This window comes from Ancylobacter sp. VNQ12 (assembly GCF_049445835.1).
Classification (GTDB): Bacteria; Pseudomonadota; Alphaproteobacteria; order Rhizobiales; family Xanthobacteraceae; genus Ancylobacter.
Genome location: NZ_JBMSDU010000017.1, coordinates 116,908 through 130,527, shown reverse-complemented (window position 1 = coordinate 130,527; position 13,620 = coordinate 116,908). Strand labels below are relative to the sequence as shown.

General features: G+C 70.0%; 11 protein-coding genes. 3 read left to right on the top strand and 8 right to left on the bottom strand.

Annotated features, from left to right (window positions below; all coding sequences use genetic code 11):
- Positions 1-215: 215 nt before the first annotated feature.
- On the bottom strand, positions 216-1,430 hold the full coding sequence (locus tag ACO2RV_RS19745) for an HD-GYP domain-containing protein (protein WP_423295952.1): 1,215 nt from the start codon (positions 1,428-1,430) through the stop codon (positions 216-218).
- Between the two features lie 266 nt (positions 1,431-1,696).
- Between ACO2RV_RS19745 and ACO2RV_RS19740 the strand changes: the two genes are divergently transcribed.
- Complete coding sequence (locus ACO2RV_RS19740; protein ID WP_423295951.1) at positions 1,697-3,604, top strand: diguanylate cyclase domain-containing protein; 1,908 nt, start codon at positions 1,697-1,699, stop codon at positions 3,602-3,604.
- 12 nt (positions 3,605-3,616) lie between these two features.
- On the opposite strand, the gene ACO2RV_RS19735 is transcribed toward ACO2RV_RS19740, so the two are convergent.
- Together ACO2RV_RS19735 and ACO2RV_RS19730 are read right to left on the bottom strand one after the other, a co-directional pair.
- The gene (locus tag ACO2RV_RS19735) at positions 3,617-4,147 is read right to left on the bottom strand and encodes a GNAT family N-acetyltransferase (protein WP_423295950.1); all 531 of its coding nucleotides are present in this window, start codon (positions 4,145-4,147) and stop codon (positions 3,617-3,619) included.
- Between the two features lie 8 nt (positions 4,148-4,155).
- Complete coding sequence (locus tag ACO2RV_RS19730) at positions 4,156-4,719, bottom strand: helix-turn-helix domain-containing protein (RefSeq protein ID WP_423295949.1); 564 nt, start codon at positions 4,717-4,719, stop codon at positions 4,156-4,158.
- Positions 4,720-4,976: 257 nt separating this feature from the next.
- On the opposite strand from ACO2RV_RS19730, the gene ACO2RV_RS19725 reads away from it, so the two are divergent.
- Positions 4,977-5,507 carry a GNAT family N-acetyltransferase gene (locus ACO2RV_RS19725; RefSeq protein ID WP_423295948.1) on the top strand — a complete coding sequence of 177 codons (531 nt, stop codon included), beginning with the start codon at positions 4,977-4,979 and terminating at the stop codon, positions 5,505-5,507.
- A 74-nt stretch (positions 5,508-5,581) separates the two neighbouring features.
- A complete protein-coding gene (locus ACO2RV_RS19720; protein ID WP_423295947.1) occupies positions 5,582-5,794 on the top strand; it encodes a hypothetical protein in 213 nt (70 codons plus the stop codon).
- Between the two features lie 6 nt (positions 5,795-5,800).
- Here ACO2RV_RS19720 and ACO2RV_RS19715 read toward each other — a convergent pair whose 3' ends face one another.
- The 5 genes from ACO2RV_RS19715 to ACO2RV_RS19695 all read right to left on the bottom strand — a co-directional run bounded on the left by ACO2RV_RS19715 (position 5,801) and on the right by ACO2RV_RS19695 (position 13,605).
- Positions 5,801-6,352: a dihydrofolate reductase family protein gene (locus ACO2RV_RS19715; RefSeq protein WP_423295946.1), complete on the bottom strand. Its 552-nt coding sequence runs from the start codon at positions 6,350-6,352 to the stop codon at positions 5,801-5,803.
- Positions 6,353-6,435: 83 nt separating this feature from the next.
- Positions 6,436-8,508 (bottom strand): hypothetical protein, encoded by a 2,073-nt coding sequence (locus ACO2RV_RS19710; RefSeq protein WP_423295945.1) that lies wholly within the window; start codon positions 8,506-8,508, stop codon positions 6,436-6,438.
- A gap of 160 nt (positions 8,509-8,668) precedes the next feature.
- Positions 8,669-11,527, bottom strand: a complete 2,859-nt coding sequence (locus ACO2RV_RS19705; protein WP_423295956.1) for a DUF4159 domain-containing protein — start codon at positions 11,525-11,527, stop codon at positions 8,669-8,671.
- A 5-nt stretch (positions 11,528-11,532) separates the two neighbouring features.
- A complete protein-coding gene (locus ACO2RV_RS19700) occupies positions 11,533-12,489 on the bottom strand; it encodes a DUF58 domain-containing protein (RefSeq protein ID WP_423295944.1) in 957 nt (318 codons plus the stop codon).
- A gap of 105 nt (positions 12,490-12,594) precedes the next feature.
- Positions 12,595-13,605, bottom strand: coding sequence for an AAA family ATPase (locus ACO2RV_RS19695; RefSeq protein ID WP_423295943.1), 1,011 nt, complete (start codon positions 13,603-13,605; stop codon positions 12,595-12,597).
- Positions 13,606-13,620: the final 15 nt, after the last annotated feature.

Below are 13,620 nucleotides of genomic sequence, written 5' to 3'. Positions count from 1 at the left end.
GGTGCGATCACCGACCACTCGAAATCCGTCAGGTCAAAGCGCGCCATCTCAACCTCCAGGGCTGAGATCAGTGAATCAAAACAATGCTCCGCTGGGAATCCCCTTATGGGTATGTCACCTAGAGCGGAATTGGCCCCATGCCACGGGGAACCGTGTGCGCGCCGGCCGGAAGAGCCTTGCACGAATGCCGGCGCCGGAATGCGGCAGGCCCGGCGTCAGGCCGGATCGGGCACGGTGGAGCTGATCTCCGTAGGGCGCATCATCCAGGTGAAGCCGACGGGCTCCTCGATGAGCTCCTCCCAAAGGCTGGCGCGGCGACGGCCCTCACGCACGCCGGTCTGCGCGTCGGCGGGCAGCTCGGCGTAGGAATCCTGGATGCGCTCCAGCTCGGCGAGATTGGCAACGAATATCTCGACGAGGGCAGGGTCGAACATGGCGCCACTGTTCTCGCGAATATAGGCGGCGGCCGCCTCGCGGCTCCAGGGGCGCTTGTAGGGGCGCCGGGAGAGCAGGGCGTCATAGACATCGCAGATCGCGGTGATGCGCCCTTCCAGCGGGATGTCCTCGCCGGCGAGGCCCTTGGGATAGCCTGCCCCGTCCCAGCGCTCGTGATGGGTGAGGGCGATACGACGCGCCATGCGGATGAGCGGGGCGGGGTGATCGGGAATGATCTCCGCGCCGATCTGCGGATGGCGCTGCATCAGCGCGCGCTCGCGCTCGTCGAGCGGACCGGGCTTCATCAGCACGCTGTCGGGCACGCCGATCTTGCCGAGGTCGTGCAGAGGGCTTGCCATGCGCAGCATGTCGGCCCATTGCCGGTCGCGGCCGGCGGCAAGCGCGATGGCGCGGCACATATGGCCGACGCGCAGGAGATGCAGCCCGCCCTCATATTCGCGGTACTCGCCGGCGCGCGCGAGGCTGAAGTTGAATTCGCGCGCGAGGCGTTCAACGTCGTCGATATAGGCGTCGTAATAGACCGAGCTGGCGACGCTGAGATCGATGAACACAACGCGATTGAGCGCCACCAGGATCTTCGGCAGCAACTCGGGCTGGTCGATGAAGTGGCGGGTGATGAGCATGGTGAGTTCGCTCAGCACCACCCCGTAGGACGAGGAGAAGAACAGCGGGTCGACGCCGAGGCGGAAATGGTGCCGCCCCATGGCACGGGTGACGTTCAGATAGGTCTCGTCGAAATTGCCGGTGAAGACGTGTTCCATCCAGTGTCGTCGCTGCACGGCCTTCACATGCACGATAAGCGCCGGGTCCTCGAACAGTCGCGCCGCGTTTTCCTGCTGGAGCAGTCGGTCGAAGAAGGTGTCCAGTACGGCGTCGATGCGTGGCTCGAGGAAGTCCGACAGCGTGCCGAGAGCCGCCACGGTCTCCGCGTCGATGTTCAGAAAGGCCACCCAGCTGGAGAGCTTCGTGGGCATGACGGATCCCCTTGAGGGCGGACAGGGGAGTAGTGTCGCAGCAGATACGAAGCCGTTCAAATCGATTCTGTGGTATAAAGGTAGAGAACCTCCAGCCCGGTTAACGCTGCTTTGAGAACTCGCTGACCGAGATCGGATGGGCGCGTGTCTTCTCTTAACCATGGCCACTGCCGGCGATAACGGGCGGGTGTGCCGGGGACCATGATCAGCTAGTTTGCCGGACTCGCGCGGCGCGCGGTATCATGGGAATATTCCGCGAGAGCGTCATGGGTGAGATCAGCCAATCATCGCCACGGCCGTCGGACGGCGGAGGGCGCGCCGCGCCGCGCTGGTTCGGCCGGCAGCTGGTGCTGGTCGGGACCGGCCTGGGAATCCTGCTGGCGCTGGGCGTGGTCGTCATCCTGTTCGAATTCCGCCACGCCGCCATCCATCGCGTCGAGGATGAACTCCGACGCATGGCGCTCGTGCTCGCCGACCAGGCGGAGCGCGCCTTCCAGTCGCTCGATACGGTGCAGAACGGCGTCCAGCAGGATCTGCGCAACCAGGAGATCGACACGGCGGAGGCGTTCCGCGGGCAGCGGGAGCAGGAGGACATTCACGAGCAACTGCGCCAGCGCATCGCCGGTCTCGCCCATGTCGAACTCATCGCGATGATCGACGACAAGGGGGAAGTGGTCGGCCATTCGCACCCGCTGCCGCTGCCCGAGGGCAATTTCGCCGGCCGGGAATTCTTTACCGTGCTGCGTGATGGCGATCCAAACGCCCGCTATGTCTCGGCGCCGCTCACGGACGCCGAGGGCAAGGTGTGGACGATCCACATGGCGCAGCGCGTCTCGGGGGCCAAAGGCGAGTTTCTCGGCGTGGTGATCGGCGCGGTCCGGCTGCGCTATTTCGAGTCGCTTTACGGCACCGTCGCGGCCACGTCGGGCGACGTCATCTCGCTGGTGCATATCGATGGCGACGTGCTGGCGCGCTTTCCCGCGTTGAGCGGACGGCCCGAGGACGGCGCGGGCCACCCGCTGGCGGCTTCGCTGCCGCTCTCCTCGCTCGGGCACGGCATCGACCATGTCGTCTCCGAGCCGATGGACTTCTCCGCCGTCCACAAGGTGGAGGCCTATCCGGTCGAGGTGCAGGTGACGCGGGCGGCGACGGATGTGCTCGGCGGCTGGCAGCAGGAGGCGATCGTGATCGTGGCCGGGGCGGGCCTCGCCGAACTGGGGCTGGCGGGCGTGGTGCTGCTCGGCGTGTGGCAGATCCGCAGCCATAGCCGGCTCGCCGAGGCCGAGCGTCAGGGCCGTGAGCAGGATCTGCGTTTCGCCATGGCGATGGAACATCTGAACCAGGGCGTGTGCATGCTGGACCGCCGCGGCCACATCGCCGTGGTCAATCCGCGCCTGCGCGAGCTGCTGAATATCCCCGACAGGGTGAAGCTGGTCGGGGTGACGCTCGCCGACTTCGCCCGCGCGGCAGTTGCCGCCGGCAGCGTGAAGGCGGTCGACATTCGCGCGCTGCGCACGGCGATCGACGCATTGCCGCACACCGCACCTGCCTTCTTCACCCTCAGCCTGTCGGACGGACGCGTATTCGAGATCGAGCTCGACGAGACGCCCGACGGCGGCCGACTCGCGACGGTGGAGGATTCGACCGAGCGGCATCGCGCCGAGGCGCGCATCCACCATCTCGCGCATCACGACCCGCTGACCGGGCTCGCCAACCGCACCCTGTTCTCCCAGCGCCTGCGCGAGACCATCGTCCGCGCTGCCGAGGGGACGCCGGCGGCGTTGCTTTGCATCGACCTCGACCATTTCAAGCAGGTCAACGACCAGCACGGCCATCCCACCGGCGACGCGCTGCTCTGCGCGGCGGCGGAGCGGCTGCGCGCCAGCCTGCGGGCCGGCGACCTCGCCGCCCGGCTCGGCGGCGACGAGTTCGCCGTGCTGCAGATCGGCGCAGCGCAGCCCTCGGGCGCCGAGATGCTGGGCGCTCGCCTTGTGGAACAGCTCGGCGCGCCCTACGAGATCGACGGTCGTCTGCTCTCGGTGCGTGCCTCGGTGGGCAGCGCCGTGGTGCGTCCGGGGGAGGACGAGGTGACGCTCATGCGCCGTGCCGACCTCGCGCTCTACCGCGCCAAGGACGCTGGCCGCGCCCGGCACGTGATGCTGGCCGCCGATTGAGCGCGCGAGTTCTCATGCCGCCGGCGGTTCGAGCCGCTTGAAATAGAGCCGCGTTCCGGTGAGGCCGCCCTGCGGCTTCAGTGCGAAGTCCGGGATTTCGCCGGCACGGACGAAGCCGTGCTTCTCATAGAGCCCGGCCGCGCCGCCGTCGATTGCGGTGTCGAGCACCAGCAGCGTACGGCCACGTTCCGTGGCCAGCCGCTCGGCCTCGCGCAGCAGGGCGCTGGCAATGCCCCGGCCGCGAAAGGCGGGGCGCGTCATCATCTTGGCGATCTCGGCGCGGTGCGGCTGGTTCTCCGGCAGGGCGAGCTGCAGCGTGACGGTACCGGCGAGCATGTCGTCCAGGAAGGCGCCGAGCACGATGCGCTCGCCGCGCGCTGCGGCCTCCAGCGCGGCGCGGCAGAAGCCGGTGGCCTTCTCGACACTCAGCGGGTGCATGAAGCTGACCGAGCCGCCGCCGGCCACGGTCTCGACCAGCAGCGAGGCAAGGGCGTCGATGAGGGCGGGTGTGGGGTCGAGCCGGCGGATGATGAGATCGGGCATGGTGGAACTCACAGCCGGGTGAGGGCGACGATGTAGCGGCAGGGCAGGGCGGTCTCATTGGCGAAGACGACATCGGCCGGGGGGCCGAAGCCGAGGCAGTCGCCGGCTTTGATCTCATGACGACGACCGCCCTCGATCAGCACCAGCTCGCCTGCCCGCAGCTGGAGGACCTGGCGGATATGGGCATAGGAGGAGGCCGGAAGCTCCACGCGGGCGCCGGGCGGCAGTTCGACCTCCACCAGCTCGACCGGATGGTCGGGCCGGGCGAAGATCTGCCGGCGCAGATAGCCGGTCGCGGGATCGCGCCATACCGGCTGGTCGCTGGCGCGGGCGAGCCGTTCGCCGCCTTCCGCGCGCAGCAGCAGGCCGGCGAGGGAGAGCCCGAAGGCACTGGCGAGCCGGACCAGCGTCGTCGCCGTCGGGCTCATCTCCTCGCGTTCGATCTTGCTGATCGTCGCCTTGGAGACCTCGGCCCGCTTGGCGAGATCGGCCAGCGACCAACCGCGGGCTTCGCGCTCCAGCCGGAGGCGGTCGGCGATGCGGGTGCCTGTGTCGTCAACTATAGTAGACATTCGTAACTTATAAGAGACGTTCCCGGTCGCGGCAAGCCACGAATGCGAACGCCCTCGACCTCCCCACTCTCCCGTGCTATGCGGGCGGCCCTTTCCACGGATGGCCATCATGTATCGGATGCCGGCCCAGCGACGACGAGACGAGCGTGCCCGCAGCGCGACCGCGCGCGCGTGCCTTCTCGTTTTCGCCCGCCTGCGGCCGTGATTCCGGCCGCTCGGGGCGGCTTGCTGCCGAGCCCTAAGCGCCGAGAGTTCCGATGACCGAACTGTCCATCACCCTGCTGACCGACAATCCCGCCGACGATGCCGCCATCGAGCGGCTGGTGGCCCGCACCTTCGGGCCGGGCCGCTTCGCCCGCACGGCCTATCGGCTGCGCGAGGGCAATCCGCACCGGCGCGACCTGTCCTTCACCGCCTATATCGGCACGATGCTGGTCGGCTCGGTGCGCCTCACCCCGATCGTCATCGGCGAGGTGCCGGCGCTGCTGCTCGGCCCGCTCACCGTTGAGCCGCCGTTCCGCTCGCACGGCATCGGCCGGCGGCTGGTGGAGCGCTCGCTGGAGGCCGCTAAGGCCGACGGCGCGCGCCTGGTACTGCTGGTCGGCGACGAGCCCTATTATGGCCGCATGGGCTTCAAGCGCGTGCCGCACGGCCAGGTGCAGCTTCCCGGACCGGTCGATCCCGCGCGCGTTTTGGTTTGTGCGCTGGACGAGACGCCGCTGGACGCGGTGCGCGGCGCGGTGCGCAAGGGCTTCGCGGTTGCCGAGCCTTTGCAGGTACGCGCCTAGCGCCGCGGCTTGAACTCCTCGCCGGCGGCGTCCTATAGGCTTGCCGAGGCAAGACGCGATCCGGGGAGGCCTGCGTGAACGGCGACGAGTTGCGAATAATCCTGTGCCGCCTAGCGCCGGGCATGGCGCTCACCGTTCCCGATGAGTGGCTCGACAAGCATATCGCGGGCAGCAATGCCGCCCGCGCGGCGCTGGTGAACGAGATCGCCCGGCAATATTACTGCGCCTCCAAGCCCGGCATCGGCGTGCAGATCTTCGAGAAGCAGATCGTGCCGTTCACCGGCTGAGCCCGCTCACGCCGTGGCGAGCGGCCCGTCCAGGCGATAGGTCAGGCGCACCATACCCTTGTCGAGCGCCAGGCTGGCCTCCAGGGAGAGGGCACGCGGCGGGGCCTGCGTCTTCGGGAACAGCGGCACGCCGTCGCCGAGCAGCACAGGGATGACGAAAAGGTCCAGCCGGTCGAGCGCGCCGGCCTCGATGAATGCCGCCTGCAACCCGCCCCCGCCGATCACCCAGACGTCGCCTGTCCCGGTCCCCTGCTGCGCGCGCAGATGGGCGATCAGCGCCGGCACCCCCTCATGCCATGCCGCGACGCCGGCGGGGGCGTCGGCCAGCGGCGTCGAGGTGACGATGATGCCGCGCTTGCCGGCATAGGGCCAGCCGCCCTCGAAGCCGGCGACTACCTCGAAAGTGCCGCGGCCCATCACCACCGTGCCGATCTTGGCGATGAAGCCGGCATAGTCGTAATCGACCTCGTCGAACGGCGCGAGCCAGCCGATGCCATTGTCGCGGTCGGCGATGTAGCCGTCGAGGCTGGCGGCGATGAAGCCGCGGATGAGGCTCATGAGGGCGCTCCCTTCCGATTCGCGGAAGGCGAGCATGGCCCGCGATGCATGCGCCGGCCAGACCCGGCATCAGCGTTGTGGGATCAGCGTCCCTCGCGCGCCCAGGCGGCGGCGACGCCGGCCATGAGGATGAGCAGGCCGGAGAAACCGGCGAACAGCGGGAACAGGCCGAGGCCGCGCACGACGGAGACGTCGCGCATGGCGAAGCCCATCCAGTCCTCGCCAGCGAAGCGCTCGCCCGAGCGCACGGCGATGACGCGCGGCACGCCGCCGTCGAGCGCCGCCATGCGCCACACCCCGCCGCCGGTCGCCTCGATGGTCGGGCGCAGGGCTTCGGTCGTCGAGGTGACTTCGGCGAACTCGCGCGGGTTGAGCGGGCCGACATTGACCAGCGCGGTTAGCGTGCCGTCGGTGGCGCGCCACAGGCCGAGCGTGTCGGCGGGGAAGGTGGCGCGGAACAGGCCGGGCTCGGCGGCGGTCAGGTCGAGCTGGCGGGTCGCCCCCGTCGGCGTGGTGATGGTCACCTGCGGGGCGGTGTCGGCCATGGTCTGCCGCTCGACGACGATGTCGCCGCCATGGGCGACCATCTTGAGGCGCTCCTCCTCGAGGTCCGGCTCCTTCATCAGCCAGTGCGACAGCCGGCGCAGCAGGTCGATATAGGGCCCGCCGCCCTCGAAGCCGCGCGCCCACAGCCAGAAATGATCCGACAGCAGCAGCGCCACACGGCCTTCGCCGACGCGGTCGAGCAGAACGACCGGCTTGCCGTCCGGCCCGTCCATCACGCTGGTGCCGCGCGCGCCCTGAGTGTCGATCAGGCGGAAGAAGCGCGCCCAGCTCGGCGGGTCGTTCTGCGAGCCGGGCAAAGCGCGGGTGACAGGATGGCGCTGGCCGGACGGGGTGAGCTTCACGCGGAACGGCGCCTCGCTCATCTGCCCCGTCGGCGCGGCGGGCAGGATGGCCTCCAGCGGCGTGTTGTAGACTGAGCCGTCGGAGACATAGTCGGTGCCGGCGGCGACGAGCAGCGCGCCGCCTTCCTCGACATAGCGCACGATGTTGTCGAAATAGATCATCGGCAGCACGCCCTGCTGGGCGTAGCGGTCGAAGATGATCAGGTCGAAATCCTTGATCTTCTGCTGGAACAGCTCGCGCGTGGGGAAGGCGATCAGCGACAATTCGTTGATCGGCGTGCCGTCCTGCTTCTCCGGCGGGCGCAGGATGGTGAAGTGCACGAGGTCGACATTGGCGTCCGACTTCAACAGGTTGCGCCAGGTGCGCTCGCCCACATGCGGCTCACCGGAGACCAGCAGCACACGCAGCTTGTCGCGAATGCCGTCGATCGACACCGCCGCGCGGTTGTTGACCGGGGTGAGTTCGCCTTCCAGTGCGGCAGCCTCGATCTCGACGATGTTGGCGCCGGCATGGGTGATCTCGACATCGACATTGGCCGGCTGGCCGGCGGTGACGATGGGCCGGGCGACCACCTCACCGTCGCGCCGTACGGTGATGGGAACGCGCGCGCCGGCCGGGGCGCCCTCGTCCTCGACGCGGTAGCCGATGGTCTGCTTCTGGCCGACAATGCCAAAGCGCGGCGTCGAGGTCAGCGCCACGCGGCGGTCGCGTTCACCCTCCCTGCCGGAGATGATGGCGTGCACCGGGGCGCGGAAGCCGAGCGCGGCGATGGTGGCGGGGATGTCGTGCACCCGCCCGTCGGTGAGGAAGATGGCGCCGGCCACCCGCTCGGGCGGCACGTCGGCGAGGCCGGCGGAAAGCGCGGTGAACAGGCGGGTGCCGTCCACCTCGCCGGCGCCGCCGCCGGCATCGATGTAGCGGATCTCCGCGCCCTGTTCCTTCAGCCGTTCCAGCCGGTTTTCCAGCTCAGTGCGGGCGGCCTGCGTCATCTGCGTGCGCTCGCCGAAATCCTGGCTGGCGCTGTGGTCGACGACGACGGCCACAACGGTGGGGAGCGGCTCGCGCTCCTCGCGGGTGAGCGAGGGGTTGGCGATGGCCAGCACGGCGAGAATGAGGGCGAGCGCGCGCAGCACCGCGCCGCGGGTGCGCGAAATGACCACGAGCAGCGCCACCACGCCGGCGAGCGCGGCGAGGCCGATCAGCCAGGGCAGGGGAACCAGCGGGTCGAAGGCGAGGCCGAGATTCATGCGGCGGCTCCGTGCCGGTCAGGCAACGTCATCCTGAGGCGCCCGGCGGAGCCGGGCCTCGAAGGATGCTCATCCCCGATGATCCCCTGCGCCAGCATCCTTCGAGGCTCGCTGTGCTCGCACCTCAGGATGACGGTGTTATCGAAAGCGGGATCCATCCTCACTGCCCCAGCCTCTCAAGCAGCGCCGGCACGTGGACCTGGTCGGCCTTGTAGTTGCCGGTGAGTACGTACATCACGAGATTGGCGCCGGCGCGGTAGGCGAGTTCTCGCTGGCGCGGACCGCCCGTGGTCATGGGCAGCAGCGGCTGGCCGTCCTCGCCGACCGCCCAGGCGCCGGCGAGGTCGTTCGAGGTGATGACGACCGGCGAGACGCCGTCGCCGGCACGCGCCGGGCGCTCCTCGCCTTCCGCGGCGGCGGGCAGTGCCTCCACCCAGGTCGCGCCGCCGGTGAAGCGGCCGGGGAAGTCGCGCAGCAGGTAGAACGCCTTGGTCAGCACGTGGTCGCGCGGCACTGGCTCCAGCTCCGGGATGTCGAGGCGGGAGAGGATGGCGCGCAGCGTGTCGTTGGCCGGCGTGCCGGCGCCATTGGACCCGGGCAGGGTGGTTTCGGCGTCGCGCGTGTCGAAGACGACAGTGCCGCCCTGCTTCATGAAGGAATCGACGCGGGCGAGTGTGGCCGGCGTCGGCCTGGCGGCACCGGGCACGATCGGCCAGTAGATCAGCGGGAAGAAGGACAGCTCGTCGCGCGAGAGGTCGACGCCCATCGGATCGCCCGCTTCCAGCGCCGTGCGGTCGCCGAGGAAGTCGGTCAGGCCCTTGAGGCCGGAGCGGCTGACCTCGTCGGTCTCGGCGTCGCCGGTAATGACATAGGCGAGGCGGGTGGCGTTGGTGGCCTTCACCGCGAAGTCGATCTCGGCCTGCGACATCGGCTTGTCGCCGGTTACGGCGGCAACGGGCGCGGGGGGCGCCTGTGCGAAGGCACGGTCGGGTGTGTAGCCTGCGGCCAGCGCGAAGGCGAAGAGGAGCGCCCCGGTGGTCGCCGCACGGCGCGGCGCCAGCCGGGCAAGGCCGCCGCCGAGCAGGAAGACGATGAGCGAATCCACCAGCAGCAGCGCCAGCAGGGCGAGGAGCAGCGGCGCCCGCAGGTCGCGCGGCACGCCGGCGCGATAAGGCTGGACCGTGCCGAGGCCGGAGAGGTCCAGCGCCACCAGCCGGTCGCGCGGCAGCAGCGCATTGACGGCCACGAGCCCGTCCGGCGGGCCATAGAAGCCCGGCGGGTGGTCGGCGGTGGCGCGGCCATTATAGCCCACGGGAATGGCCTTCGCGGTCGGGGTGGAGGGATGGAAAGCGCCGAAGCCGTCGAGCAGGCGGCTGGGGGCGACGGTCTCGCCGGTCGGGGCGGCGGCGCCGCCGCCATTGTCCATCTCCGTCGCACTCGATCCGCCGAGCGCGACGACGCGGCGGAGCATGTCGACGAAGGCGCCGGACATGGGCAGGTTCGACCACGAGGTGTCACCGGTGACGTGGAACAGCACCAGCGTGCCGGCGCCGCGGCGCTCGCCGGTGACCAGCGGGGTGCCGTCGGACAACGTCGCCCAGGTGCGCGAGGCCAAAAGGCCGTCCGGTTCGGCCAGCACCTGCCGCTCGACGGTGACATCGTTCGGCACCGGAACGTCGCGGAACGGGCCCTCAGTGGTGAAGCCGCCGAGCGATTGCGGCTGCTCCCAGGACAGCGAGCCGCCGAGAACGCGCCCGCCGCGCCGCAACGTGACCGGCACGAGGTCGTCGGTGGCGTTGGCGAGGCGCGGGCCGGCGAAGCGGATCAGCACGCCGCCGCCCTCGATCCAGCGGGCAAGGCGGGCATGGGTCTCGGGCTGGAGCGTGCCGACATCGGAGAGGATGATGACCGGCAGCTTCTGTTCGATGAAGCGGTCCACCGCCTCGCTGCTGCCGGCCCCCTCGGCGGTACGCACATCGGCGAACGGCGCGAGCGCGCGGGTGAGGTAGTAGGAGGGCGCGAGCAGGGGCTGGCGCTGGTCCGCCGTGGTGCCGGAGACGAGGCCGACGCCGCGCCGGCGCCAGCGCTTGTCGAGCAGTTGCACCGCGCCGGCGGAGGGCTCGTCGGCGATCTCGAGGCGGGCGATCTCGTTGCGGATCTCCACCGGCAGGTCGAAGCGGGCCTCGGTCTCACGCGCGCCGGGCTCGAAGCCGAAGGACACCTCGCCAAGGGGAAGGCCGCGCATGTCGAGCGCGCGCACCCTGCCGGCGCGCGGGAGCGTGTCGCGGTCGGCGCGGACGACCTTCACGGTGAGGGCGTCTATGGCGTTGTCGGCCGCGGCCAAAGCGAGGGGTTCGTCCACGCCGTCGGCCAGGGTGGTAAGCGGATGGCTGCCGACGGCCGCAGCGATTTCGGCGGGCACACCTTCCGTGCCCTCCAGCGCGACGCCGTCGGAGAGATAGATGACGGAAGCCTGCGGCGCGGCGTCGAGCGCCTTGCGAAGGCTCGCCAGCGCGAGGGAGCGGTCCGGCACATGGGCTACCGGCGCCAGGGTGCGCAGCCGCTCACGCGCCTCGTTCGGCGCCATGACGCGCGGCTCCAGCGGCGGCTCGCCGGTGGGGATGAGGATGATGCCGCGCCCTTCGAGGTCGGCATCGGCCACCACGCCCTCGGCGCTGGCGCGGCGTGCCTCCCAGCTGGCGGCGGCGGGCCAGCCGGAATCGATCAGCAGCACGGTGGGGCCGGTGGAGCCGGGTCCGGCCACCGGCGGATTCCAGATCGGCCCGGCGGCGGCGAAGATGATGATGGCGGCGAGCAGCAGGCGCAGCGCGGTGAGCCACCATGGCGTGCGGGCCGGTGTCTCCTCCTTCGGCGGGATGTCGAGCAGCAGCCGCGTCGGCGCGAAGGCGATGCGGCGCGGGCGCGGCGGCACGAGGCGCAGGATGAACCACAGCAGCGGCAGGCCGATCAGCGCGGCGAGCGCCATCGGCGTGGCGAAGGCGAGGGGAAGGCCGAACAAGCCGCTCATGCCGCGTGCCCTTCCTCGCTGGCCGAGGCGGCGCCTTCCGGGCGGCCTTCGGGATGGGCGGTGACGCCAAAGCTGCCGCCGCTCATGCGCGCATGCAAAGCGAGCAGCAGTTCGCTCGCCGGGCGGTCGGTGCGGTGGATCAGGAAGCTCCAGGTCCGCCGTTCCGCCTCGCGGCGGATGGTGGCGCGATGGGTGGCGACGCGGGCGACGTATTCCGCGCGCACCGTCTCGGCGCGGCCGATGGTGAGCTGCACGCCGCTTTCCGGCTCGCGGAATTCGACGCGGCCGGAGAAGGGGAAGGTCTCCTCCGCCGGATCGCAGATCTGCACGACATGGCCGTGCGCGCCGGAGGCGGAGAGGTTCACCAGGCTGGCGACGACATCGGCGGTCGGGCTCCAGAGATCCGACAGCACGACGACCTCGGCCAGCGGCGAGGGCGCGAAGGCAGGCGGCAGGCTCTGCGGCAGGCTCGGCGCGTGAACGAGGGATTCCGCCATCTTCTCCACGATATTGCGGGTGGCGGAGGGGCGCATGACGCCGGGAATGCCGACGCGCTCGCCGCCGCGCACCAGCAATTCGGCCAGCGCGAAGGCAAGGATGAGGGCGCGGTCGCGCTTGGTTTCCCACACGAGCGGCGAAGCGAACACCATGGAGCTGGACAGGTCCGGCCAGATCCACACCGTGTGCGCGGCTTCCCATTCGCGCTCGCGGACATAGAGATGATCGTCGCGGGCGGAACGGCGCCAGTCGACGCGCGCGGAGGGCTCGCCATCCATGAAGCGGCGATACTGCCAGAAATTCTCGCCCGAGCCGGCGCGGCGGCGCCCATGCAGGCCGTGATAGACGCTGGCTGCGATCTTGCGCGCCTCCAGCACCAGCCGGGGCATGGCCGCCACGAGACCAGCCGCGTCCTGTGCGGCGCTTCGAACGGCGGTATCGGCGTCGAACTCCACCCGATCAGGTCTCCGTCACGTCACGCGCGGCCGATGTGGTCCGCGCTCACTTCTCGATGCAAGTCGCCCGCCATGCGAGGCGGGACAACGCCTGGCCGATGCGCCTTACCCGATGCGCCTGGTCAATTTGGCGATGACGCCGGTCACGGACTCGCCGTCGGCGCGGGCGGCGAAGGTCAGCGCCATGCGGTGCTTGAGGACCGGTTCGGCGAGTGCGACGACATCGTCGACGGAAGGGGCGTAGCGTCCCTCCAGCAGAGCGCGGGCACGCACCGCCAGCATCAGCGACTGCGAGGCGCGCGGGCCGGGCCCCCAGGCGATGAACCTGGCGAGATCGCCGGCATCCGCGCCGGGACGGGCCGAGCGCACCAAGGTGAGGATCGCCTCGACCACGGATTCGCCGACCGGCAGGCGGCGCACCAGGCGCTGGGCGGCGGCGAGCTCGTCCGCCGTCATCACCGCCTTCGGCTTGGTCTCCTCGGCGCTGGTGGTGTCGAACAGGATTTTCCGCTCGGCGTCGCGATCGGGATAGTCGACGTCGATTTCCATCAGGAAGCGGTCGAGCTGCGCTTCGGGCAGGGGATAGGTGCCTTCCTGCTCCAGCGGGTTCTGTGTGGCGAGCACATGGAACGGCTTGGGCAGATCGTGGCGCATGCCGGCGACCGTCACATGGCCTTCCTGCATGGATTGCAGCAGCGCCGACTGGGTGCGCGGGGAGGCGCGGTTGATCTCGTCCGCCATCAGGAGCTGGGCGAAGACCGGGCCGGGAATGAAGCGGAAGGAGCGGCGCCCGCCCGCACTTTCCTCCAGCACCTCGGCGCCGAGAATGTCGGAGGGCATCAGGTCGGGGGTGAACTGCACGCGGCGCGCATCGAGCCCGAGCACGGTGCCGAGCGTCTCCACCAGCTTCGTCTTGGCGAGGCCCGGCACGCCGACCAGCAGCCCATGGCCGCCCGACAGGATGGTGATGAGCGTGCGCTCGACCACGGCCTCCTGGCCGAAGATGACCGCGCCGATGCCGGCCTTGGCGGCGCGCACATTGGCCGCCGTGGTTTCCGCCGCGCGGACGATCATGTCGTCGAGGGATTCGAAATTCTCGCCGGTGGCTGATGTCATAAGCTGATCCTCAAT

Coding starts and splice junctions, on each gene's coding strand:
- ACO2RV_RS19745 (WP_423295952.1), bottom strand. CDS start 1,430: ATGCCCACGAAGCTCTCCAGCTGGGTGGCCTTTCTGAACATCGACGCG.
- ACO2RV_RS19740 (WP_423295951.1), top strand. CDS start 1,697: ATGGGTGAGATCAGCCAATCATCGCCACGGCCGTCGGACGGCGGAGGG.
- ACO2RV_RS19735 (WP_423295950.1), bottom strand. CDS start 4,147: ATGCCCGATCTCATCATCCGCCGGCTCGACCCCACACCCGCCCTCATC.
- ACO2RV_RS19730 (WP_423295949.1), bottom strand. CDS start 4,719: ATGTCTACTATAGTTGACGACACAGGCACCCGCATCGCCGACCGCCTC.
- ACO2RV_RS19725 (WP_423295948.1), top strand. CDS start 4,977: ATGACCGAACTGTCCATCACCCTGCTGACCGACAATCCCGCCGACGAT.
- ACO2RV_RS19715 (WP_423295946.1), bottom strand. CDS start 6,352: ATGAGCCTCATCCGCGGCTTCATCGCCGCCAGCCTCGACGGCTACATC.
- ACO2RV_RS19710 (WP_423295945.1), bottom strand. CDS start 8,508: ATGAATCTCGGCCTCGCCTTCGACCCGCTGGTTCCCCTGCCCTGGCTG.
- ACO2RV_RS19695 (WP_423295943.1), bottom strand. CDS start 13,605: ATGACATCAGCCACCGGCGAGAATTTCGAATCCCTCGACGACATGATC.